The organism is Beggiatoa leptomitoformis (assembly GCF_001305575.3).
Lineage (GTDB): Bacteria > Pseudomonadota > Gammaproteobacteria > Beggiatoales > Beggiatoaceae > Beggiatoa > Beggiatoa leptomitoformis.
This window is the reverse complement of the sequence record NZ_CP012373.2, coordinates 1680763-1706071: the sequence shown is the minus strand read 5'-3', so window position 1 is coordinate 1706071 and position 25309 is coordinate 1680763. Positions and strand designations below refer to the sequence as shown.

Below are 25309 nucleotides of genomic sequence, written 5' to 3'. Positions count from 1 at the left end.
CGTTTTCCCCTTAATAAAAGTAATGGCTATAGACTGAGCGTTTAACGCTATTTGAATTTGAATATAACCACATCTTAAATTTTACAACGAGGTAATTTATGCGATTTTATATCTTCTGGTTTTTACTTTTAACAACGCAACCCATTTTCGCAGAACCAATGCCAGAAGATGCTGGTGTATTGTATATATATCAAGTTAAAGCAGAGATAGCCGACGTAAAGCAAGCCCTAGAAATGGCGATTACTAATCAGGGATTATTAATTAGTAATACCTTGCATATCAGCGAAATGCTTAATCGTACAGGGACAGAGCTAGGCTTTCCTACCCCTATTTATCAACAAGCAGAAGCGTTTGAATTTTGTAGCGCGTTACTCGCCCATAAAATGGCACAACTGCACCCCGCCAATATTGCAATTTGTCCACTGACCATCAGTTTTTATCGTCCAACAACCAACACAGATACGGTTTACATTGCGTTTCGTAAAATAAACCTGATTGGTACAACCGCTAAAGACCTCAGCAAAACCATAGAAACTTTGTTGCAAAACATCATTACAGAAGCAATTGACTCGTTATAACGCGGTTACTTAGGAATTATATAAATGACATCCCCCCAAACAACAGAAGCCCATGTTGAACCATTTGACCCAAACACTTGTTTAAAAACTTTATTGGAAAGTTTACAGCCTATTATAGAATCACTGCGTCATGATTTTAATTCACGTAATCAACGCTATATATTTTTTCAAGAGATTCTTTATATTGTTGCAACGATTACCGCTTTTCTCATTGCTTACCTGTTTTATCTGATTTATATGGTAACTATAGACATGCACAAGCTGACGGATTATATGGAAAAAGTATCAACACATTTTGTTGTTATGTCCGATAGCATTAATGAAATGCGGGCTGAAATTCGCACGATAAACCAAACGACCATGCAAATTGCGCAAGTGATGACGACGATGAATACGTCAATGGCGGAAATACAGCAAAATATGGGGGCAATGCAATCAACGATGCAGGCAATGTCAACGAATATCAACAATATAGACCAGAATATTAATAGCAATCTCAATAGTATGCGAACAGACTTGCATGATATTAATAAAAATATGGCAATCCTGACAACTAGCACGGGTCAAATTCGCCTAGAAATGCAAGAAATTCGCAATCACACTAATATGATTAGTTATAATTTTCAAAATGTTGCGCGTGACATGAGTACCCTAACAAGTAATCTCACGCCCTTACTACAACGTTTTAATAATCTGCCTTGGTCTATGATGCCAAATATGCCAATGCTACCGTTTTAATCGGATAAGTGTGGCAAGAGAGAGGAAAAGGACGGCGGGGATAATAATAGAAAAGAGAACAAAGAAACCAATCTTTGTTCTCTCAAAGCAAAACTACAAAACTGTTTAAAATAGCCTACTTTGCAGCTTTTTCTACAGCTTTACCACCTTCCTGCACATCTTTACCTGCACCCGCAATCGTGTTGCAAGCAGCTAAAGAACTGACCATCAATAACATAGCAATAGCGGCAATAATTTTTTTCATAGAATGCTCCTACAATTTAGTGATGATTAACAATAATTCACGGTCTAGCTAGAGATACTACCCAAATTTACATAAATTAACAACCTATGGGATAAAAAATCCATGTTATCTCATAAAACCCATATCACGTAATGATTGATATATAACATAAATCCATTCACCTCTCGCTTTACCCCCACAACAGACTTCTTACAAAAATAATATAGATAACATGCTTTCAAGTCCTGTTATTCACAATTACTTTTGTAAAGGGTCTATTTATGCGAAGAATTAAGTAAAATCTACAGACTGACTTGCTTACAATCATGCTTGTTCAGCGTAAAATGCAAAAACGTTACTTATTTAACCTGAGTTCGGGATAAGAAATTCTCGTTCCCACGCTCCAGCGTGGGAATGCCTACCGCGTCGCTCCAGCGGCGAGGACTTTAATCACTTATTTAAGATAAAAATCATTGAGTTAAATCCGCCTCAATGTTTAACCAGCCTAAGCAAACGCGCCGCTAGAGCGACGCAATCTGCATTCCCACGCTGGAGCGTGGGAACGAGATAAACCAATTAAATTATCCCGAACTCAGGTTATTTAACATGTCAATAAATTGAGGACTCACACCATAAAAAAACAAGCGTGAATAAAGAAGAAACACGAAGACAGCCTGAACCCGCATTAGCAACGCTTTAGTTAAGAATTTATAATAAAATTAATCAGTTATTAAAATAATGTCGGTGCGAGTTCCTTCATACAATATGCTGAATCGCGCCAAATCGTGTAAATAAACTTAGCGAGTACTTCTATTATGAAATGGTTTAAAAATCTTTCCATTAGTACAAAGTTAATTTTTTCCGTTATTTTATTGGTAATTGTTTGTATTATAACGCTCTCTCTTGTAATTGGTTATCAGATAAAAAAACTCTCAGAAGACAGTGTTGCGTCAATCGCACGCGAAACTGCTTATCATTATGCAGGCATGGTTGAGGCAGTGCTAGAACACGACTTAGATAACGTTAGATCTCTTGCACGTATAGTTGAACTCATGATGCAATCCAGTGAACTATCGTTAACCCGTGCGCAAACCAATATTTTATTAAAAAATTTACTAGAAAAAGAACCTAGTTTACTGGGTGTTTATGCGGCTTTTGAACCTAATGCGTTTGACGGCAAAGATGATGCCTTTATGAATGCTGTAGGACATGATGCAACAGGGCGTTTTATTCCGCATTGGCATCGCAATGCAGACGGGGACATATTCACAGAACCGCTTAAAAACTATACAGAAATTGGATTAGGTGATTATTATTTAATTCCTAAACAAACCCAACGTGAAGCGATTACAGAACCTTATCTTTATACCCAATCCGATAAAAAACAAGTTTTAATAACATCCCTATCAGTGCCTATTTTTAATGCAAAACAAGTTTTTATTGGGGTTATTGGAATACATTTTGCGGTGGAAAATCTGCAAAAAATGTCAGAAAAACTTACAGTTAATGAATTTAAAGATGCTTACACAACGGTTTATTCTTCGCGTGGACTATTAGTAGCCAGTAAAAATGCTGAAAACTTTGGGAAAAAGATTCGAGAAGTAACACAAAGCGATGAATATATTAATGCAGTTTTAAAAAATGAACCTTTTTTACTCAATCGATATTCCAAAATTTTGCAGACAATGGTGTTGAGTTACGGAGCGGAATTCGATATTGGCAATACAAACACTCGTTGGATAGTCAGCATCAATATTCCCTTGTTTGAACTAGAAAAATCTTTTGAACAAGCCGTGTTTCACATTCTACTGATTGGCATTGTCACGCTGATTGTCGCCATTCTAATGGTGTACTGGTTAGCGAAAAAAATCGCTACACCGCTACATGAAGCCGTTGCCATTTCCCAAGCTATCGCTACAGGACAATTAGACAACCATATCGTACCCGATAGTCAAGACGAAACGGGGCAATTATTACAAGCCTTTAGCCTAATGCAAGCCAAGCTACACCAACAAATCTTAAAAGATAAACAGATTGCTGATGAAGCATTACGTATCAATGAAGCCTTAAACAATGTATCAACGGGCGTTTTGATTGCGGATAACAACTATCGTGTTATCTACATTAATAAAGCGGCGCAACAATTTTTTACCAAACATGAATATTCTATTCGCCAACACATTCCCTCGTTTCAAGCAAACATTGTTTTAGGACAGTTCATTGACAGTTATCATGCTAATCCTGCTTATCAACGCCAAATTTTATCAGAGATGACAGCCAGTTATGCGCGAGATATACACATAGGACAACTAACAGCATCCCTCAATATTAATATGGTTATCAATGTCGCAGGGGAAAAATTGGGTTGGGTACTAGAATGGCGTGACCGTAGCTTAGAAGTCGTGATGGAAGAAGAATTAAAAAGTGTTGTGTTTGCCGCATCAGCAGGTCGTTTTGACCAACGGATGAGCTTAGAAAATAAAACGGGATTTTTCCGTAATATAGGCGAAACGCTAAACCAAACGCTACAGTACAACCAGCAAATGACCAGCGACCTAATGCGCGTATTTTCCGCTGTTTCTCAAGGGGATTTAACCCAATCCATTCGTAACGAATATGCGGGCGACTTACAAATACTTAAAACAGATGTTAATACTACTATAAATCAACTAATTAAAGTTATACATAATATTCAACAATCTGTTGAAACGGTCAGTGCTGCCAGCAATGACATTTCACAAGGCAACATAAATCTAAGCCAACGCACAGAAGAACAAGCCGCCGCACTAGAACAAACAGCAGCCAGTATTGAAGAAATTACCAGCACCATTCAACAAAATGCAGAAAATGCCCGCCGAGCCAAACAATTGGCATTAGATGCGCAAAATCGGGCGCAACAAGGGGGTGCGGTTATCAATTCAGCTATAGCAACCATGACCATGATAAATCAAAGCAGTAAACGAATTGCTGACATTATCAGCGTTATTGATGAAATTGCATTTCAAACCAATTTACTCGCGTTAAATGCGGCGGTTGAAGCTGCCAGAGCGGGCGAACAAGGACGAGGATTTGCTGTTGTTGCTAATGAAGTACGCAACTTAGCACAACGCAGTGCTATTGCGGCTAAAGAAATTAAAAATCTAATACAAAACAGTGTAGAACAGGTAGAAGAAGGCTCAACACGGGTTAATGAATCAGGAAAAACGCTAGAAAGCATTCTAGTTGCCGTACAAAACGTGAGCAACATTGTCGCAGAAATCACCACCGCCAGTATTGAACAAGCAGCGGGCATTCAACAAGTTAATAAAGCCATTAGCCAAATGGATGAAATGACTCAACAAAATGCTTCATTAGTAGAGGAAGCAGCAGCCGCAAGTACAGCGATGCGAGAGCAAGCCGTAGAACTAAAAACCGCGATTGCTTTTTTTAAAACAAACAGCGGTGCTAGTGGTTTCAACCCAAAGTTGTAGGGCTTTGCTTTCGTGTAACACCATGTTAAGCTTTTATTTTTTGCACTATTGAAACACAAAACACCTTGACGGTATAGCACCTTTGAACCATAATTAGACCGTAGATGGCGGTATTAAATCTCTATCAAAAGAGAAACAGATAGCGTTATCAGTTAAAAGTAGGTGATTCCATACCTTGAGTTGGAGCTTTAAAAGTAGGTGATTCCATACCTTGAGTTGGAGCTTTAAAAGTAGGTGATTCCATACCTTGAGTTGGAGCTTTAGAAGTTTTTTAAAAGCGGCTTTTATAATAAAGCCGCTTTTTTGTTTTTGTGGGGTTAGCTTTATGATGCGCTTATATCAAGTTGAAACGCTTTATGTAGAGTATTTAAAAAAATTCGATGGAAAAATTCTGAATAATGAGAAAAATAATAATACAAGACCTTATATTGGCGTGGTTTTTGAGATAAATAATTTTAAATATTATGTCCCTTTAAGTTCTCCTAAGAATAAGCATCATTCGTGGAAGGATCGGCTGGACTTTGTTCGCTTGGAAGATGGTAACATTTTAATAGCCGTATTAAATATTAATAATATGATTCCTGTTCCACCATCTGAAATAACTGAATTAGATATTAATAATGAATCTGAGCCTTATAGAAGTTTGCTTAATAAAGAGTATCTCCTTATAAAGAAGAAAGAAGCAAAAATAATTAAAAATTCGCAGAATATTTATGAAAAAGTAGTCGTTAAACAAGATTCACACTATGCAAAAATTTGCTGTAACTTTAGTCTATTAGAACAAAAATGTCTGGAGTTTTCAAAAAACTAAAGCATCTCTCCCACAATCCCCATCGTTTCCACGCTCACTGTGCAGACTTTTCCTAATAAATCAATAACCGTTTCTTTGTAATCGGCGAAATGGTAGTTGTTGAATTTTTCCCGAATTGTTGGGTCTTTTGGGGTTTTTTCTTTGTATTGGTCTAATACCCATTCTAATGCGGAACGATTCCCTAGTTGATATTGCCATGCTATTTCTGGAATGTTTTTTAATTGGGTTTCGCTGTCGATTTCTATTAGATGACTTGTTTTATCCGCTTTTAAGCGGACTTTGTTGGTTTTTGTTTCGGAATCAACGCGTGTGAAAGCATAAGGCGTGATGGTTTCAAAATTAACGTGTAGTTGTATTAAGCGCGCTCCCCAATTTTTCCATTTAAAAAAGTCGTTATAAAACGGAATGCGCGGGAATTCTTGTTTTAAGTTTAAGGCAAATTTTTCTCGATACGCGGGATTGTGCAACACCGCATAAACATAGTGAAATATATCAGTTTTTTCTATTTCAGTGGTTTGGTAATGTTCACGAAATTGTGTTAATGCCCAGTCGGTGATGTTGTCTTGGCGGGTGTTGTCTTTGGCGTAAGTGTATAACGCAATAGCAACTGTATCTCCTGTTAAGTGTAAATCAGGAATAACGTTGGTTGCTATCATGAAAAATTGTTTATTTGTCGTGACATTGGAAAAGCAAATCACCACATTTTCAAAATTTGAATTGGGATATACACCAAATATATCTCTTAATTTATACTGCATTTCATTAAGTTTTTGGTTAAAATAAAGTTTCTTAATGATAAATGGTCGATAAACTGAGTCAATTACGCATTTCTCATCGTAAGAATAAGCGACATTTTTAGCCAAATCATTTTTGACCGCTCTTGTCCATTTTATTTCTGTATCAATAAGCTCAGAATTAAGTCGTTTTTGCTCATAATTATCAATTAAAAAATTGACTTTTTGATTTACTTCTTTTTCTGAAAAGTCATAAACCCATTCATCACGATTGGTTACAACTCCCAAAGAATGCAATTTAAAAATTGCTTCCTGACTTCTCCCCGCTTTGGCTTCTTTACTGGCAATTGGCAAATAATCTGCCCAATCTTCGGTAGGTTGATTTAACCATAAACCTTGTGGATTCGGACGAATTAAATCAAATTGTCCTGTTTTGGCTAATTTTTGCAAAGAATGGCTTTTTAACCAGCGACGTTTTTCTATTGCAGGCAAAAAATCATCTAACGCTAAATGATGAATTTTACAGCCATTTAAAGCAGGATTTCGCACTAAGAAAACAATCGCAACGCCTGCTTGAATGCCAAAAATATTATGTTTTGTGCCAGAAATTTTAGGATTTTTCCGTACATCACTCATTAAATCAACAATCCAAACTTCTTGAAATTCTTTGGCTATGGTTTTGCGAAAACCATCAAAACTGCGTGAATCCAAATAAGACCGATTAGTAACAAATCCTAAAATGCCTTTTTCTCCCAATCTATCGGAAGCCCAACGAAAGAAACGCACATAAGGGTCATATAATTTAGTTTTTTGCGCGGTGCTTTCTGATAAGTAAGTGTCTTTAATACGCTTATCAATGGCAATGGCAACATCATTTTTATTGTTGTCATTCTCATTTTGCTGATTAGCGTTATAAGGTGGATTGCCTAAAATAATGGGAATTTTACGTTTATTCTGGGCTTGAATGCGCAAATGGTTTTCATCGGTCAAACTGCCGAATATATCACTGATTGCGCCTGAGTGGGTTTGTTCAAAACCGACATTGTCTAACGTATTAACAAGACATAAACCTTTAAATTCCTGCCATTCATGCGTAATTTCATAAAAAGTTTGTTCGATATTCAAACAAGCAATGTAATAAGACAAAATAGATACTTCATTAGCATGAACTTCCTGCATAAATTTACGCACTAATTCTTTATTTTGTCCGCGCCAAAAATCCAACAAATCAACAATAAATGTTCCCGTTCCCGTGCAAGGGTCTAAAATATCTAAATCTTTATCAATCAGTGATTTATTAAAATGCTCCTGTGCTAACCAATCGCAACCAGAAATAATAAAACGCACGGCTTCTTGTGGTGTATAAACAATGCCTAATTTATCGGCATCTTTTGGGTTGTAAGCGGTGTAAAAATCTTCATAAACTTGTTTCAAAAAAGTTTGTTTTTCATGCGATGTAACCGTGCTGGCGGCGGCCTGACGAATCGCAGCAAAATAGGGTTCTAAACGCTTTAACAAATTAATCCGTGTTTCACCAAGAAAAAAAGACCGTTCTAATTCACCAATGGCAACGGCTAAGTGATTTTCTCGATGAAAATTAGAATCGGGAAAGACGGCACGAAAAACTTGGTCAGTTAAAATATGTTGAATCAACATTTCATCTACATGATTCCGCGTCACATTTTGACCAATAGAACGTTGACACAAGGCCAAAAATTGTTGTGCTTGTTGATGAAACTTTAAATTATCTGTGTGGGCTTTTTCTAATAATTGAATTAAAGCTTTTGAAACATCAGGCAATTCGCTTAGAAATTTATCGCGTGCTAACCGAAAATTCTGTACTTGTGGCAATTCATAGTCAAAAAATCGGGTGAGTAATTTTTCAAACTGTTTTGCATTTTCAATGGGTGTGCGAAACGCTTCTTCATGATGTTGATATAAAACAGCGGTGCGCGTGTCTTCAAAAATAATATTATCTGATGGATAGCCTTTCGCTAATTTAAGGCTGATTTCGGTATCTAAATCATCTTTTTCATCTTTCGCTTCCCACCAGCCATGCACCAAACGTAAGCGGTCAATCACCGCGCCATCAACACGCAAATTGCCTGTTGTTTTTTTAATTGGGTATTCGGCTAACACAATTAATTGATGTTCTTCAGCAATTTCTTTTAATAAATTTTCAAAAGCACGGCGTAAATTACCTTCATTCACACCCCCACCAATGCGGCGTAAATCATCTAATTCGCGATAATAGGATTGGATGGAAGTAGTCATAAAAGAGTCGTCTGTGTTTTTAGGGGTTTAGTGTGAGAAGGGGCAGATTTCTCCTCCCTTTTGGGAAGGAGGAGAACAACTTATTGTATCAAATCAGGTTTAAAACGAAACAGAACAGCTTTGTCGGTATTGCCAAGTTGAACTTAAAAATAAAAAACGGTTATAAAAATGTAATTCCTACCTGAAACAACCGTTCTACTGCATCAATCCGTTTTTTATCCATCAGGAATAAAATCACGTGGTCTTCTGCCTCAATAACCGTATCATGATGCGCCATAATAACTTGTTCATCACGCACAATTGCGCCAATGGTTGTACCGGGTGGGAGTTTGATTTGGTCTATTCGTTTTCCCACCACTTTAGAGGCTTTTGCATCACCATGTGCAATCGCTTCTATTGCTTCAGCCGCACCACGTCGCAAAGAGTGAACCACTACGACATCCCCACGACGCACATGGGCGAGTAGTGTTCCAATCGTGGCTTGTTGTGGAGAAATCGCTATGTCTATCGTACTACTTTGTACAAGGTCAACATAAGCCGCACGATTTATCAATGCCATTACTTTACGCGCGCCCATACTTTTTGCGAGCATGGCGGACAGGATGTTAATTTGGTCGTCATTAGTGACAGCGCAGAATATATCTGTTTCGTTGATATTTTCTTGGCGCAATAAATCTTCGTCTGCCGCTTCTCCATGTAACACGATGGTGTTATTCAAAATCTCAGAAATCTCTTCTGTACGCGCGGCATTGCGTTCAATCAGTTTTACTTGATAACGGTTTTCTAGGGCGGACGCAAGGCGTGTTCCAATATTTCCACCGCCTGCAATCATAATGCGTTTACTGGGGCGATCGAGTTCTCGCAAACAGCCCATCACACTGCGTATATGTTTGGTCGCGGCAAGAAAAAATACTTCGTCATCTGCTTCGATAACCGTATCACCTTCAGGCAAAATTGCCCGTCCGCGTCGAAAAATGGCAGCAATGCGGGTTTCTACATCGGGCATGTAATCTTCTAGCGTGCGGATGGCTTGCCCAACCAAAGGGCCGCCATAAAAGGCTTTTACAGCAACAAGTTGCACTTTACCCGCAGAAAAGTCTAAAACTTGTAGTGCATCAGGATAGTCTATAAGCCTTTGAATATAGTGTGTTACTAGTTGTTCTGGACTGATACGAACATCAACAGCTAACGCACCCGGTGCGAATAAATCTTTGTGTTTTATATAGTCGGCTTCTCGAACTCGGGCAATTTTCGTGGGGGTGTGAAAAAGCGTATGTGCGATTTGACAGGCTATCATGTTGGTTTCATCGCTGTTGGTCACGGCGATTAGCATATCGGCATCTTCCGCACCTGCTTTGAGTAATACGCTAGGATGGGCAGCATGTCCGTGAATAGTGCGCAAGTCTAAATGGTCTTGTAAATTTTGTAATAGGCTGGCGTTTTGGTCGACAACCGTAATGTCATTGGCTTCTACGGATAAATTATTGGCAAGTGATGTACCGACTTGTCCTGCACCGAGAATGATGATTTTCATAATATTAATTCAGTTAGAAAACAAAGAGTAGCCATGTTTTAGATTAGTAAGGACAAACAGGATGAATAGCATCTGTTTTATTTTTTATTTTGTTTAGGGTCTATATCTAACGCTCTGAGTTTACGATATAAATGGGTTCTTTCTAACCCTACACGGCTTGCAACTTTACTGACATTACCGCCAACTTCTTGCAGTTGATGCTCTAAATAGGCACGTTCAAATTGTTCGCGGGCTTCACGCAGGGGTAAATCATACATCGTATGGTTACTTGTATTTGCAGTGTTACTTTGGCGTTGATGACTGCTGAGTATGGGTTCTACTTCAGTGAGTTCTATACTGAGGCCATTACCTAAAATCAGTAGGCGTTGCACTAAGTTTTTTAATTCACGAATATTCCCCGGCCAGTTGTAGTGGCGTAAACGGTTTTGGGCGGCAACGGTGAAACGACGGTAGGGTAGATTTTCTTGATTCACAAATAAATTTGTGTAAAATTCAAGTAGTTGTGGGACATCTTCGTAATGGTCGCGGAGGGGGGGAACGTGTAGCGGGACGATGTTTAGGTAGTAATATAAATCTTCTCGCAGATGTCCATTGTGAACAACTTCGTCTAGGTCGTAATCTGTTGCCGCAATCACACGTACATCAATAGGGACGGGTTCAGCCCCGCCATTACGGAAGAAAAATTGACTTTCTAAGCTGTTGAGTAAGCGCGCTTGTATGGCGACATCTAAATCGACGATGTCTTTAATAAATAATGTGCCACCATTTGCCTGTTCTAGGCGCGATGGGGTGCTACTGTTTTGATTTCCAAATAATTCTAGGGCTTGACTTTCAGGGTTCATGCCCGCAACCCGCACATTAACGAAGGGGGCGGGTTGACGGCGGCTATTTTGATGAATGTAACGGGCAAATAAGGTGCGTCCACATCCCGGCTCGCCGGTGATTAGGACGGCGGTATCGTGTTGATTAATCCGTTTTACTTGTTCGCGCAATGCGCCCATGACATCACTGTTTCCAACAGGTTCAGTTACTGTTAGGGCGTGTTTGCGTAAGCCGTAATTCTCACGCCGTAGAATGGCCATTTCTAACGCGCGTTTCATCGTAATGAGTAGTTTAGAGATGGAAACGGGTTTTTCTATGTAGTCATAAGCCCCTAAACGTGTTGCTTCGACAGCGGTTTCAACAGAGCCGTGTCCAGACATCATGATAACGGGGGCACTGTCCATTAATCCGCTATCGTGCCATTCTTTTAAGAGCGTCACGCCATCAGTGTCTGGCATCCAAATATCGAGTAAGATTAAATCGGGATGGGCTTCGCGACGGAGTCGGCGAGCCGTATCAGCATTTTCAGCAACACTGACGCGAAAGCCTTCATCCTCAAGGATTTCTTTCATCAGGTTACGAATGTCTGGTTCATCATCAACAACTAAGATATGCGCTGTAGTATTCATAGGGATTCTAGGTGATAAACGGATGTTTCAGAACGACTGATATTGACTAAAGGTAGGCGTATGATGACGCAAGCCCCTTGTGCATTTTCAATCCAAACCATGCCATTGTGTTCATCAATAATTTTTTTTACGATGGCTAAGCCTAAACCTGTTCCTTTGGGTTTAGTGCTGACATAAGGTTCAAAAATTTGGTCAAGCATTTGTGCAGGCACGCCGGGCCCTTCATCTTGAATGCGCAATTCTACACAATTCAACTGTGGTTCTGATAAATAATGTGTATTAATTAAGACCTGTGCATCTGTAGGACTGGCTTCAATGGCATTTTTTATGAGATTGTGTAATACCTGCCGTAATCGTCCTCTATCTGCTTCAATAATGGGTAGGTCTTCGTCTAATAAAAAGGTGAGATGAATTTTTTCACTTTGGTAAAGGTCTAATACTTCTTGAATAAGATTGTTAAGGTTGACTCTTTGCCATTTCATTTGTGGTGTGCGGGCGTATTCAGAAAACGCATTGACCATTTCTTTCATTGCTTCAACTTGTTGAATAATGGTATGTGTCATGCGGTCTAGGGTTTCTAATTGTTTATCGGGTTTCTCGTCACGCAGATATTTTTGGCGTAACCGTTCTGCGGATAATTGGATAGGGGTTAATGGGTTTTTAATTTCATGTGCAAGCCGTCGTGCAACCTCGCTCCATGCGGCTTCACGCTGGGCTTGTAATAGCGTGGTGATGTCATCAAAGAGTAAGACGTAACCCCCATCTAAGGGCATATCTTCGTTAGTTGGTTTTAGGCGTGTGCCACGACACATTAATATTTTGCGTCCCCCTGTGCCAAATAGGGTAATTTCTTCGCGCCAATCAGCTATTTCTTTGTCGTATAAGTATTTTTGAATCACTACGTATAAAGATTGTAGGGGGGGATTTGCTTCTTGTAATGTCCATAAAGATTGTCCTAATAGTTCACTTAATGGCACGCCTAAAATATGTTCGGCAGCGGCATTGGTTGTGCGTAGATGCAGTTGATTATCCAGAGAAATAACCCCTGAAGATAAACGCCCTAAAACGGTTTCTAAGTAAATCCGTTGTGCGTCGGTTGTTTCTTGGCTGCGTTTAACGGCTTCTTGTGCTAACGCAATGCGGCGTGTCATTTCATTAAATGATTGTACTAAGAAACCAAGTTCATTGAGTTGATTAACAGGGAGTTGTTTATCATAATTTCCGCGTGCAACCGCGCGAGTTCCTTCAGCGAGGTCACTTAAGGGCGCGACGAACCGCCGAGCGAGAAAGTAGGCTACCCAAATCGAGCCGAAAATGGTGATGAGTAGTAGGAGTGATAGAACCAGCGTAAAACTAATTTTTAATGGGTCGTGTAAATAGGCCCGTTCTTGATAATCTGCATAGGTGGCTTGGACAGTGCTGGCTAAGTCTTTAATATTTTGGGCAACAGGGAATAAGGCTTGGAGTAAGCGAACTTCATTGCCTTGCATGATTCTGACAATCACGCGAATGGTCCAACCTTGTGATGATGTTTGGTCAAGCCCGATGTAACTTTGTGATTGTTTTAGGTAAAGTAATAGACTATCGTTTAATTGGGTTGGCAGTAGTTGCCCTGTTTCGGCAATGTTAGAGGCAATTAGGCGACCGCTGGTCGTTAATAAAATAATTTCTGAAGCCCCACTACGCACGCGCAATTCATCTAGTTCTAGGGGAATAGTTTGCTGGTCATCAGACAGGCTTAGGGCTTCTGCAATCGCTTCTGTTTGGCGCAAGGCTTCGCGACGACGGGAATCTAGCGAGGCTTGGCTTAAACTTAAGGAATTTGAGAGGGCTTGTTCAATATTGACATCAAACCAACTGTCAAGCCGTTGATTAATAAATTGCAGCGCGAAGTAATAAACAATACAAACGGGTGTAACGGATAAAATAACCAGTAGGATAAATAACCGTACAGTTAGCCGTGCGCCCGTCCGTTGTTTACGCACTTGACGGGCTAGTTGTCCAACATTTAACACGGTTAAGGCTAATAATGCGACGACAGCAATAATATTGCCGACTAATAATAATGTGTAGAGGCGGTCAAAGCGGGTGGAGCTTTGTAAAGCATCAGAAGTCATTAACATCGAAAACAACAAGGCCAGTGTTAAAACAGTGGCTGTTCCAATGTTTAACCATTTTTTGACGGCTACGGCGTTAAATCGCATATAAACCACTCACTATCAAGTCGCCAACCAGAAGAAAAATAAGCGATTGGACGCAAAGGCGCGGGTAAGGCTTCTATATCTAAGCGCAATTGTAGATACACTTGATAATGGTTACTACTTTGCACTAACGTTTTATCTAATAAGGGAAATTCTTTTAAATTGCCCAGTGCATTTAAGGCGGCTGTTAGGGTTAGAAACGTTTCTTGAATGCCTGTATTTAAATATAACACGACATATTGTTGACTTAAGGGGTAATAACGCAGTTGATAACGCTGGCGTAAACTGGCAACCGTGTTATCCCACCAGAATGACCGCACCCGCTGTACATCGATGGCTAATTCTAGGGTAATCACTACCCCATTATTGAGGGCTTCTATCACTTCAGGTGTCAGTGCGTAGCTTAATTGTGCATTTAGCTGATAGACATCATTATTTAATTGTGTATCCGCATGTTTAATAGCAAATTCAGCATATACGTGTGGGCTAAATAGTAAGCATAGTAAACTGCTAAGTCGTAAAACATGTCGCAAATAAGCAATATGATGCGGTCTGTGGTGAGACGGGAAATCCCTATCACGCAGAAACAGGTGAAACATTTTGTTTAACAAGGCAGGCATAATAAAAACCATCAAAATTAAATTCGCCCGATAAAATCTGTCGACCCACAGGCGAGGCATGTCCCCATTCAACCATCAGCGGAACAGCCCGCGCATCTGGGTGAGATTGCAAAAATGATTGCAATTGTAAATGATTTTCCTGAGAAAAAACTGAACAAGTTGCATACAATAATTTCCCATTTGGTTTTAACAAAGACCAGATGGTCTCCAATAAACGGGCTTGCTGTTCAAGTAGAGATACAATATCACTTGCTTGGCGTAAATGTTTAATATCTGGATGACGGCGAATAACACCACTCGCAGAACAGGGGACATCTAATAAAATACGGTCAAACAGTTGTCCATCCCACCATGAAGCGGGTTCACTGGCATCTGCACAGATTAATGTTGCCGTTAAATTTAAGCGTTGTAATCCTTGTCGCATGGTTTCTACCCGCGCGGCTTGATTGTCTATAGCAACCAATTCACTCGGGTTTGAACTTTCTAATAAATGTGCAGTTTTTCCACCCGGTGCGGCACACGCATCTAATACGCGCATTCCCGCTTGTACTTCTAATAATGGAGCGGCTAACTGTGCAGCCCCATCTTGTACAGAAACCCAGCCACTCTGGAAATAAGGCAATTGCTGTACATCCATCGCTTGTTCTAAAAAAATACCGGTGTTGGTAAAGGGTACAATCGTCGCGTTAATCCCTTGTTCTTGTAGCAATGTAAGGTAGTTTTCACGGCTTGTTTGTCGTTGATTAACCCGTAAGGTCAAGGGGGGATGGAGATTATTTGCATTGGCAATGGTTTGCCAATCATCTGCCCAATCTTGTTGAAATTGGGCTAACCACCATGCTGGATGTGCAAAATGGCTAATGGGGTCTTGTTCTATCGCTGTTAATAAAGCAGTTTGTTTGCGTACACATTCGCGTAATATCGCATTTGCTAATCCTGTTGCCCATGTTTTGTTTACAAAACGGGTTAATTCTACGGTTGCGGTTGTCGCGGCATGTGCAGGAACACGCATAAACAGTAATTGGTATAACCCAATTAATAAAATAATTTGTATATCAATATCTTTTTCTTTTAATCCTTTGCTTAATAAAGTCTGCAAAATAAATTGTAAGCGTGGTAAATAGCGCATGACACCATAAGCAATTGCCTGTGCAAGTCCGCGCTCGCGTCCATCAGACAGTTGTGGTAATTGTTTATCTAAACAATCGGATAAAGAGTGACGTTGTTGAATAACGGCTAATAAAACAGTCAAGGCTATTTGACGGGCTTGTAACGGTTTGGGTTTGTACATGATGAAAGGCAATATAGTGAGTACAGCAATACGAAAAAGGGTTGTTATTTTATAGTAATTATTGAAGTAGGTGCGAATTCATTCACTCGAGACAATGCTAATGGATTTCTTGCAACAGTATGTTGGGAATGGTGAATAACGGATAACCGCATTAAAAGCCGTAGAACCCGTGCTATTTTTAAACAGCATTCTTTAATTACCGTTAAATCTTGAAAATGCTGTGTGTCTAAAAAAATGGATGCTGACAGTCTTTAAAAATAGGCAACATCGCTAAAAACAATGGTATCCATACTATTTTTACAAGGGGTCTATTGTTATCATGGCACGCGATAAAAATTGCCATCCATTTCTTAACTTACTATTTACTGGTTACTGCCATGATTCAGTTGTCATTAGGAGAAATTGCCCGCGTTCTACAAGGACGGCTTATTGGGTCAGATATTCCTTTTACGGGATGTTATACCGACACGCGCAAGCCATTAGCAGGGGGTTTGTATGTGGCCTTAAAAGGGCAACAGTTTGATGGACATGAATTTTTACCCCAAGTTCAGGCGCAGGGGGCTTGTGCTGCGTTGGTAGAGCAGGATAATGTAAAGATTGATTTACCAATGGTTTGTGTTGCTAACACATGGCAGGCAGTGGGACAACTGGCGCATTATTGGCGAGAACGTTTTAACCCGCCTGTTGTTGCTGTCACAGGGAGTAATGGTAAAACCACGGTTAAGGAAATGACACGCCAGATTTTAGCGCAAGCGGGACAAGTCTTGGCAACACAGGGGAATTTAAATAACGAAATTGGTTTACCCCTAACCTTATTTCAGCTAGAAGCAAATCATGATTTTGCCGTGTTAGAAATGGGGGCGAGTAAACGCGGGGATATTGCTTATTTAAGCCAGATTGCGCAACCAAGCATTGCGGTTGTTACACTTTGCGCGCCATCTCATTTAGATGGATTTAAAAGCGTGGAAGGGGTTGCACGAACAAAAGGGGAGATTTTTGAACACCTGCCCATGAGCGGCATTGCTGTCATTAACCAAGATGATTTTTACAGTGGTTTATGGCAAGAACTTGCGGGTCAGCGTAAAATAATTACTTTCGGTTTACATAAACTCGCGACCATTACCGCTTATGATATAAATCTAGCGGTTGACCATACCCAATTTATCCTTGTTACGCCACTCGGTGAAATTTCTATTTTTCTCCCCCTTGCAGGACAACATAATGTAATGAATGCCCTTGCTGCCAGTGCTTGTGCGTTGGCGAGCGGTTGCACGCTAAGCCATATTCAGCAAGGTCTAAACAGCTTTTCTGCGGTAAAGGGGCGATTACAGTGTTATCAAGGGGTAAAACACTGTACCGTTATTGATGACACCTATAATGCCAATCCACAGTCATTTCAGGCGGCTTTAGCGGTTTTGAGTCGCTATAATAGCCCGCGTTGGTTAGTGATGGGGGATATGAAAGAGTTAGGCGAACAAAGTGCAATGTTTCACCAACAACTGGGGGAATCTGCACGTCAATTAGGAATAGCACGTTTGTGGGCTGTTGGCGATATGAGTCGTTTTGCCGTTACTGCCTTTGGGCAGGGTGCTAGCCATTGGACAAATCAAGCAGCAATGATTAGCGCGTTATTAACTGAATTAAGCGAAAATACAACCTTATTAATTAAAGGGTCACGCAGTATGCAAATGGAAAAAGTTGTCCAAGCACTCACACAAGGAGAATAACAAACTATGTTGCTATGGATTAGCGAGATACTCGCCCACTATTATAGCCCGTTTAATGTGTTTCAGTATCTTACCTTACGTGCCATTCTCAGCGCATTAACTGCATTGTTAGTTGCGTTATTGGTAGGGCCAAATATGATTCAACATTTAACCCGTTATCAAATTGGGCAAAGTGTTCGAAATGATGGACCTAAATCCCATTTTAGCAAGTCGGGTACACCGACGATGGGAGGCGTGTTAATTTTAGTGGCTATCTCATCTAGTACGCTGTTGTGGGCGGATTTAACCAATCGTTTTACTTGGATAGTTTTAATAGTCACTTTACTGTTTGGTTGTATTGGTTGGATTGATGATTATCGGAAAGTGATACAAAAAAACTCAAAAGGATTGAGTGCAAAAGAAAAATATATGATGCAATCTATCGTCGGTTTTTGCGCAGCAATCGTTATTTTTCTAACCGCACACTCACCCGCAGAAACACAATTGCTTTTACCTTTTGTTAAAAATATCGTTATCCCTTTATCCCCGCTGATGTTTATTTTTCTAGCCTATTTGGTTATTGTGGGGACAAGCAATGCGGTTAATCTAACGGATGGTTTGGATGGATTAGCTATTATGCCAACGGTGTTAGTTGTTGGTGCATTAGGTATTTTCGCATACGTCACAGGACATTTTAAATTTGCCAGCTATTTGGGGATTCCATACATTGCAGGGGTTGGCGAAGTCGTGGTTTTTTGTGGGGCAATGGTTGGCGCAGGGCTTGGATTTTTATGGTTTAATACTTATCCCGCACAGGTTTTTATGGGGGATGTTGGTGCATTAGCGTTGGGTGCTGCATTAGGTGTCATTGCGGTTGTTGTCCGTCAAGAATTGGTGTTATTTGTCATGGGTGGCGTGTTTGTAATGGAAACTATCTCCGTTATTTTGCAAGTTGCTTCCTATAAATTAACAGGACGGCGTATTTTCCGCATGGCTCCTTTGCATCATCATTTTGAATTAAAAGGTTGGCCTGAACCACGGGTTATTGTCCGCTTTTGGATTATTACCGTTGTCCTTGTGTTAATCGGTTTAGCTAGCCTAAAAATTCGCTAACTGTTTTAGTAGAGAAGTGATTTTAAGAGGCTTCTCTACTCGCCCATTTTTCCCCGTAAAAATCGCTTTGCTATTGCGAGCTGTTGATGAAATAAGGCTTTATCTGTCGTAAAAGGCAGGTTCTGAAACAACTGTACGACTGTAAAATTACCTTTAAAAAGATGATATATCAATCGTAACTGCACCTGAGTATGGGGTAATTTTAAATAACGGCTATAACGTAAAAAATCGGTGAAATGGGGCGCGGGCAGGGCATATTTAACCATAGGTAATTCACTGTCAAAAAATTGACGACTGACGAATAAACAAGCACCGTTTAGGTTTACTAAACATTGTTGAATATTTGGCAATGTTTCCGTCGTAATGACCTCTAAATAAAGTAAATAAGGGCGTGTTGATGTCAGCGGTAAAGCATCAAAACTATAAAAAATATCATATCCCTGTTGTTGTAACTGCCAACAAATTCGCCGGGCTATCGTCGTTTTACCCGTGCCTGCCTCGCCTGTTAGCCACACCATCGCCTTTGTTTGCTGTAACAATGTCATTAATTGACGCAATACCAATCGTTGTCCAATTAAAAAAGGCGGCGGCGTTGCTTGCACTGGGGTTAAATCGGTAGCAGACACAGTGGCTGTTAGTGTGCGTAAGGGGTTTTGACTGTATAAAGTGGGTAAACTCCATTGTCCCTGACTGGGGTCAACAATGGTTTTTAATTGCGCATTGCTCCATGTTTCTTCTGGGGCTAATAATTGTGTCATGGCAATTCGTGCTTGTTGCACAGCAATATCAACACGTTGTTGTTGTAATAAATGTTGACAGAAATGTTGAATAAATACATGACTAGCGCGGTCTAACACTTTATCGCGCATTCCAACCACATGTGGAATATAGGGGTGTAAATCGGCTGCAAGTTGGGCAGAATGACAAACGGCTAACACTAAACATTCAATCCTTGCATTTTGTAAATAACGCATTAATTGCGTTGTAGGAATAACGGTGGTTTGCCCTTCTGTTGTTTCAAATAAAAAGTGAATGTCTGCTTGTTCAGATAATACCGCATGTCCACTAAGAATCACTAAATGCCATGCCTGTTCTAATAGCTGTGTAAACGTGCTAAACCGTCCATCGTCGGGCATTTGTAACGTGACTAATCCTTGCTGAATAAAAGGCTGCAACACGGTATAAAGAACTTGTTGTTCTGTTTCTATTTCTAACGTAGTTTGTAACTCTTTTTCTGACTGAATCGTAAAGAGTAAAATACGTAAAGGAAAAGGTTGTTTAGAGGATATTTGTGTATTAACCCATTGATGATAGAAAGTATAATCAGGGTGTTTTGCTAAAAAATGTAATACGGGATGCCAAAGAGATTCCCAATATAAATTAGGATAAGCCTGCGTATTTAGGCAAATTATCCGTTGCATTGGCGTATGACTTGCTAAAAGAAGTGGGCGGCAAATAGGCCAAAGCGATGTACCCACTTGTTGTAATTGTAATTCTGTAACGGTCTGTTGTTGAAATGCCTTGTGTAACAACGCGATTGCGGTAACAAGATTTGTCATTACAGTTATTTTTATATCCTGTTAGGCAGAAAAAATGCGGGCAAGGGCTACTTTGAGGGCTATTGAATAAGTGATAAATAACATTAAGAATGCGTTATTACCTATTGCTAATGTTAAAAAAATACTCGCTTCTTACGCGAAAATATGTTTGAATAAAACAGTCTATACAAGACTGTTTATCCACGTCTGGGGGACTATATGAAAGGATACTTAATTGTAGCGTTTCTCGCTACTGTAGTTGTGTTATCAGGCTGTAGCAGAAGACCCGTACCGTTAGCAACATCTTACCCCTTAACAACCCAACAAAAAATGCAAGCAGCGCATCATTGGGATGTTTTAGCGGATGATGTCGCGGCACGTTTAAAAGCAACATTGGAAGCAGGGTTTGGCGCGCCTGAACAATTCCCTGATATTTATATTCCAGAACCCGATAAAAAGCGTTCACAATTTAGCCAAACTTTTTATCATTTACTGACAACACAATTAGTAAGGCGTGGGGTGTCAGTCATTACGAATCGGGCAAGACCTTCGCAGGGTGGCTCGGGTTATGTAGATGCGATTGCATTTGACAATAACGTAATGGTTATTGATTATGATATACAAGTTATTCAGCATAATGACAGAAGGTTGAGCTATCCACCACCCGGCATTTATACCGCCTTAGCGGGTGGCGTTTGGTTAGTTGCACAAGCTGTGGATACATGGGAAAAAGCAGCACTGGCTGTTTTCCCCATTACGGTTGGAATGGATATTAATGCCGCTGCCGATATGTATTTACCCGGAGAAACCAATACAGAAGTTGTGATTACGTTAACAGCGACACGCGGTCAACAACACTTCTTTGCGGATACTGGCATTTACTACATTAATACAGGTGATTCTGACCAGTATGATGATACGATGGGTAAATCAATGCGGGTGGTAAATGAATGATGAATAAAACACTTCGTTCCTTTTGCATACTGGCATTATGTACTTATTTTCTAACAGCATGTTCTTCTCAATCGAAAAAAGAAGAAATTCCTGATGTTAATTTAGTTGAAGCCAGCTATGTTGTGGCAGATGCCTTGTTAGTGAATGCAGAAAAACTCAATCTCAATCGCACGAAACCCTTATTAGTAGCTAGTTTTGTTAATGTGGATGATGTGCAACAATCTTCCACTTTAGGACGGATGATTGCAGAACAAATCGGCTCGCGGATTTCACAAAGTGGTTTAAAAGTGGTAGAAGTTAAACTCCGTAGCGACAGCATTTTTGTGAAGGGCAATCAATATCCTAATGAAGGGGAATTTTTACTATCTCGTGAACTCAAAGATTTAAGCTCAGAACATGATGCCGTTGCAGTCGTTGTTGGAACGTATGCAGAAAGTAAAAGTCGGGTTTATGTCACTGCTAAAATGTTAAATACACATGATAATAGCATTATGGCTTCATTTGATTATAGTTTACCCATTGGTGCAGATATTAAACAAATGCTACGAAATGATAAACGTCGACGTTAAATAGGATTTTTTAACCCTGTTTGTAAAACCGCAACCTGTTTGTTGCGGTTTTTTTATGTCTGATAAAACTGATTGTAGGGTGATGACTGACTGAAATTTGATGCGTCAATAAAAAATGGAGGCTTTGCGTTTTACACTAATTTATTTAGCAAGACGTGTTTGAATACTTGCAAGGGTACGAATCCAAGGTTGTGTTTGTTCACGTAATTCGCTGGGTAAACTCGCAAGGGCTTGTTCTGCTGCTTTGCGTGAAGGATAAATACCTGTTGTTACAACATACCATTCTTTATCACGATAAAGCGTTTTAAAAACAGCCACTTCACTCAATTGATGTGTTTGCAAAAAAGGTTGTAACGTCGTGTAATCGTGCGCACCTAAAATTTGCAGGGTATAAGCATTTGGGTTTTGCACCCGTAACCAGCTTGCATCATTGATATTTTTTACGCCCAACAAGATAGTGTCAAAATCATTTGCTTGTTTTTGCGGTAATGGCTGTTCGGGGTTAGCGGGGTTTTCTGTGCTTTTTTCTGCTGTTGCAACAAGCAAGACGGTGGTTAAAGGAATAATAGTTTGTGCTTTTACTTGTAATTCAGCATCATAACCCAGTTGTTTGGCAATAGGGTCTGTAGGGGCAATTGTGGCGTTAGTTGGGGTGGGTTGTGTTGGCAGGCTTAGGGGCGTTGCGGGGTCAGTCATCCGCAAATGATTGTCGTTACCGATGAGTAATTCTGGATATTCTACCCATAAAAATGCACCTATGCCCAACAAGATTAATACAATAAATGTTCCCCAGAGGAATTTATGTTGATGGGCATTGACTAATCGTTCTCGTTCTAAAAGCGCATTATGCAACACTTGTTCAGCCAATAGATTAACTTCACCGGGAATGCCTTCTGATAAATGGTAAATTTTGCGAATGACTTCCGCAGAGAAAAGTTTTTGGGTTTGATAAGGTGTATCTACTAAGTAAGCATCAATGTAGTAAAACATTTGTTCTATGGATAAAGGGGGAATATCCAAGGTATGAATCAGTGTATTGTGTACCACTTCAAATTCAGGTGCGGCAAGAATACTGGTAATTTGGGGTTCACATAGCAATAGCACACGTAAATGTGTTTGTGGTTCGCCAAGAATGGCAAGTTCTATGATTAATTCTAAGGTTTTTAACGGTAATTTATGCGCGTCGTCCACCATTAAAATGGGAAGTTGTCCATTATAACGAGCGGTTGCGATTTGGACGCGCAATAATTCTTGTAATGTCGCAAGACTTTTTCCCTCCTGACGGATATTAAACGCTTGTAGTAATGCTGTTGCGAGAGTATCAGGTGCAAGTGCAGGGCTACTACTTGGGCTATAAATCCACCAGTTTTCTTGTGATTTCTCTTTAAGCTGTTGTAATAAAGTGGTCTTGCCACATCCTTCTTCAGCAAGAATCAGGAGTAATTGTTCACTGTTTTGGAGTAGATGCAAAATAAGATTTAACCGCTGTGTTAATTCAGGGGTTGTGAAATATTTCGCGGTTTTAAATGGGTTGACCATTAGGCTATCGGTTATTTCTAATGTCGCCATAACTTTGTAATACAATTGGTTAGGTATGTGATAACTGATTATGTGGGCTAAATCGTGCTTAAACGATAACACAGATAATGCAGATTAATTCATAATAAATGCTGGTTATGCGAGGAAATATATATGTCTTTTCAATGTCCCTTTTGTGCATTAATGCTTAATCCTACATCACAACGGGTTTATGATGATGAATTAGTCTTTGTTATTAGGGATAAATTCCCTGTTTCACAAGGACATACATTAATTATTCCGCGTCGACATTATGCCTCATGGTTTGAGGCAACTGAAACAGAGCAATTAGCCTTATTCAGTGCGTTAGCAATCGCAAAAGTAAATATTCAGACACAATATCAACCTGATGCGTACAATATTGGGATTAATGATGGTGCAGTTGCAGGACAAACTGTTCCGCATTTACATATTCATTTAATTCCACGTTATCAAAGTGATACTGTAGAACCCCGAGGCGGCATACGGTGGATATTGCCTGATAAGGCTGTTTACTGGGATAAATAAGCCCAATTAAAAAATATTGTTTTAGTTTATTGATAATTAATGGGAATTATATAAAAACTTGATAAGCCTCTTTAAAATACCACCTATTGCCAAGATTTTCTATCAGTAACTTTTTTAGTTTTTGGCGCATTAGGCGTGGATTTATCGCGTTTAAGGGCATATTGCATTGTTTAATCTTTCAATAAATCTCATGAGGTATCCGATGGCAAGAGTACAGTTCCAAAGTGCGTTACAGGACTTTTTCAAGTTAGAATCCGCAAGTAGTATTCTGTTACTTGGTGCGGCGGTGTTAGCATTATTAATGAATAACACGCCAATTTTAAGTGATATTTATCAAGGGTTTTTGCACCTACCATTAGGTATTCGCTTAGGGGAAATTAATCTTGATAAATATGTTTTATTATGGATTAACGATGGATTAATGGCGGTTTTCTTTTTTCTCATCGGCTTGGAATTAAAACGGGAATTATTAGAAGGGCAATTAGCTTCTTTGCAACAAGCCATTTTACCGTTACTGGCGGCAATTGGCGGGATGTTAGTACCTGCCATTATTTATACAGCAGTCAATTGGGGACAGGCAGATTCGTTGCAAGGTTGGGCAATTCCTGCGGCAACAGATATTGCTTTTTCTTTGGGCGTTTTAGTGTTACTCAAGGGAATTATTCCTGATTCCTTACGGATTTTTTTGTTAGCACTAGCCATTATTGATGATATGGGGGCGATTATTATTATCGCTGCCTTTTATTCTGCACATGGTTTAGAACTGACCCCCTTGTACTACGCGGGCGGGGCAATTATTGCCCTCGCAGTGCTTAATATGCTACGTGTAACCCGTATTACACCTTATATTATTCTTGGGGTTATTTTATGGGTTTGTGTTTTAAAATCAGGTATTCACGCAACCTTAGCAGGGGTCGCATTGGCGATATTTATCCCTTTACGTACCAAAGGTGATGATACAGGACACTCTCCCCTCCGTCATTTAGAACATGTTTTACATCCTTGGGTTGCCTTCGCTATTATGCCGATTTTTGCCTTTGCTAATGCAGGTGTTTCGTTTGTAGGCGTTTCATTAGCAACGTTAACAGGCGCGGTACCGTTAGGCATTATGCTGGGTTTGTTTTTAGGCAAACAGGTGGGTGTGCTTGGTTTTACATGGTTAGCCATTAAATTTAAAATTGCCAAATTACCCGAACACGCAACTTGGATGCAAGTTTATGGTGTTGCTGTTTTATGTGGAATAGGCTTTACCATGAGCTTATTTATTGGTGGGCTCGCATTTGGAAACGAAGGTGATTATGCCAATCAAGTCAAATTAGGCGTTATTGCAGGGTCTTTACTATCTGCCGTATTTGGTTATGTGATTTTGCGTTATATGGGTAACCAAGCGTTTATTAAGACAAGCTAATAACCTATTTA

At 39.8% G+C, this 25309-nt stretch carries 19 protein-coding genes; 10 read left to right on the top strand and 9 right to left on the bottom strand.

Annotation, left to right across the window (positions count from 1 at the left end; translation table 11 throughout):
• Positions 1 to 98 precede the first annotated feature (98 nt).
• Positions 99 to 578, top strand: a complete 480-nt coding sequence (locus AL038_RS07105) for a hypothetical protein (protein WP_062151000.1) — start codon at positions 99 to 101, stop codon at positions 576 to 578.
• A 24-nt stretch (positions 579 to 602) separates the two neighbouring features.
• On the top strand, positions 603 to 1316 hold the full coding sequence (locus tag AL038_RS07100) for a hypothetical protein (RefSeq protein ID WP_062150996.1): 714 nt from the start codon (positions 603 to 605) through the stop codon (positions 1314 to 1316).
• Positions 1317 to 1431: 115 nt separating this feature from the next.
• Here the strand turns inward: AL038_RS07100 and AL038_RS07095 are convergent, their stop codons facing one another.
• Positions 1432 to 1560: an entericidin A/B family lipoprotein gene (locus tag AL038_RS07095; RefSeq protein WP_062150993.1), complete on the bottom strand. Its 129-nt coding sequence runs from the start codon at positions 1558 to 1560 to the stop codon at positions 1432 to 1434.
• Between the two features lie 794 nt (positions 1561 to 2354).
• Here AL038_RS07095 and AL038_RS07090 point away from each other — a divergent pair.
• Complete coding sequence (locus AL038_RS07090) at positions 2355 to 5009, top strand: methyl-accepting chemotaxis protein (protein WP_062150990.1); 2655 nt, start codon at positions 2355 to 2357, stop codon at positions 5007 to 5009.
• Between the two features lie 247 nt (positions 5010 to 5256).
• Entirely contained in the window at positions 5257 to 5820 is a 564-nt protein-coding gene (locus AL038_RS07085; RefSeq protein ID WP_145917070.1) for a type III toxin-antitoxin system ToxN/AbiQ family toxin, read from the top strand.
• Here AL038_RS07085 and AL038_RS07080 read toward each other — a convergent pair.
• The 6 genes from AL038_RS07080 to rsmB all read right to left on the bottom strand — a co-directional run bounded on the left by AL038_RS07080 (position 5817) and on the right by rsmB (position 15925).
• The gene (locus AL038_RS07080; RefSeq protein WP_062150985.1) at positions 5817 to 8828 is read right to left on the bottom strand and encodes a type ISP restriction/modification enzyme; all 3012 of its coding nucleotides are present in this window, start codon (positions 8826 to 8828) and stop codon (positions 5817 to 5819) included. The genes AL038_RS07085 and AL038_RS07080 overlap by 4 nt on opposite strands.
• A gap of 160 nt (positions 8829 to 8988) precedes the next feature.
• Positions 8989 to 10362 (bottom strand): Trk system potassium transporter TrkA, encoded by a 1374-nt coding sequence (trkA, locus tag AL038_RS07075; RefSeq protein ID WP_062150982.1) that lies wholly within the window; start codon positions 10360 to 10362, stop codon positions 8989 to 8991.
• Between the two features lie 77 nt (positions 10363 to 10439).
• Entirely contained in the window at positions 10440 to 11813 is a 1374-nt protein-coding gene (locus tag AL038_RS07070) for a sigma-54-dependent transcriptional regulator (RefSeq protein ID WP_062150979.1), read from the bottom strand.
• The gene (locus AL038_RS07065; protein ID WP_062150976.1) at positions 11810 to 14017 is read right to left on the bottom strand and encodes a sensor histidine kinase; all 2208 of its coding nucleotides are present in this window, start codon (positions 14015 to 14017) and stop codon (positions 11810 to 11812) included. Before AL038_RS07065 ends, AL038_RS07070 begins: the two co-directional genes overlap by 4 nt.
• Entirely contained in the window at positions 13999 to 14634 is a 636-nt protein-coding gene (locus AL038_RS07060) for a DUF4390 domain-containing protein (protein ID WP_161575445.1), read from the bottom strand. The genes AL038_RS07065 and AL038_RS07060 overlap by 19 nt, the downstream gene beginning before the upstream one ends.
• A complete protein-coding gene (gene rsmB, locus AL038_RS07055; RefSeq protein ID WP_062150970.1) occupies positions 14591 to 15925 on the bottom strand; it encodes a 16S rRNA (cytosine(967)-C(5))-methyltransferase RsmB in 1335 nt (444 codons plus the stop codon). Before rsmB ends, AL038_RS07060 begins: the two co-directional genes overlap by 44 nt.
• A gap of 311 nt (positions 15926 to 16236) precedes the next feature.
• Between rsmB and AL038_RS07050 the strand changes: the two genes are divergently transcribed.
• Positions 16237 to 17652, top strand: a complete 1416-nt coding sequence (locus AL038_RS07050; protein ID WP_201800138.1) for a UDP-N-acetylmuramoyl-tripeptide--D-alanyl-D-alanine ligase — start codon at positions 16237 to 16239, stop codon at positions 17650 to 17652.
• Positions 17653 to 17658: 6 nt separating this feature from the next.
• On the top strand, positions 17659 to 18744 hold the full coding sequence (mraY, locus tag AL038_RS07045; RefSeq protein ID WP_062150965.1) for a phospho-N-acetylmuramoyl-pentapeptide-transferase: 1086 nt from the start codon (positions 17659 to 17661) through the stop codon (positions 18742 to 18744).
• A gap of 35 nt (positions 18745 to 18779) precedes the next feature.
• On the opposite strand, the gene AL038_RS07040 is transcribed toward mraY, so the two are convergent.
• Positions 18780 to 20303 carry a CHAT domain-containing protein gene (locus AL038_RS07040; RefSeq protein ID WP_062150962.1) on the bottom strand — a complete coding sequence of 508 codons (1524 nt, stop codon included), beginning with the start codon at positions 20301 to 20303 and terminating at the stop codon, positions 18780 to 18782.
• A 198-nt stretch (positions 20304 to 20501) separates the two neighbouring features.
• On the opposite strand from AL038_RS07040, the gene AL038_RS07035 reads away from it, so the two are divergent.
• Both AL038_RS07035 and AL038_RS07030 read left to right on the top strand, forming a co-directional pair.
• Complete coding sequence (locus AL038_RS07035) at positions 20502 to 21236, top strand: hypothetical protein (RefSeq protein WP_062150958.1); 735 nt, start codon at positions 20502 to 20504, stop codon at positions 21234 to 21236.
• Positions 21233 to 21805 (top strand): FlgO family outer membrane protein, encoded by a 573-nt coding sequence (locus AL038_RS07030; protein ID WP_066246107.1) that lies wholly within the window; start codon positions 21233 to 21235, stop codon positions 21803 to 21805. Before AL038_RS07035 ends, AL038_RS07030 begins: the two co-directional genes overlap by 4 nt.
• 141 nt (positions 21806 to 21946) lie before the next feature.
• Here the strand turns inward: AL038_RS07030 and AL038_RS07025 are convergent, their stop codons facing one another.
• The gene (locus tag AL038_RS07025) at positions 21947 to 23374 is read right to left on the bottom strand and encodes an AAA family ATPase (protein ID WP_062150954.1); all 1428 of its coding nucleotides are present in this window, start codon (positions 23372 to 23374) and stop codon (positions 21947 to 21949) included.
• Positions 23375 to 23497: 123 nt separating this feature from the next.
• Between AL038_RS07025 and AL038_RS07020 the strand changes: the two genes are divergently transcribed.
• Both AL038_RS07020 and nhaA read left to right on the top strand, forming a co-directional pair.
• A complete protein-coding gene (locus tag AL038_RS07020) occupies positions 23498 to 23890 on the top strand; it encodes an HIT family protein (protein ID WP_062150951.1) in 393 nt (130 codons plus the stop codon).
• Positions 23891 to 24092: 202 nt separating this feature from the next.
• Positions 24093 to 25298 (top strand): Na+/H+ antiporter NhaA, encoded by a 1206-nt coding sequence (gene nhaA / locus AL038_RS07015; RefSeq protein WP_062150948.1) that lies wholly within the window; start codon positions 24093 to 24095, stop codon positions 25296 to 25298.
• Positions 25299 to 25309 lie beyond the last annotated feature (11 nt).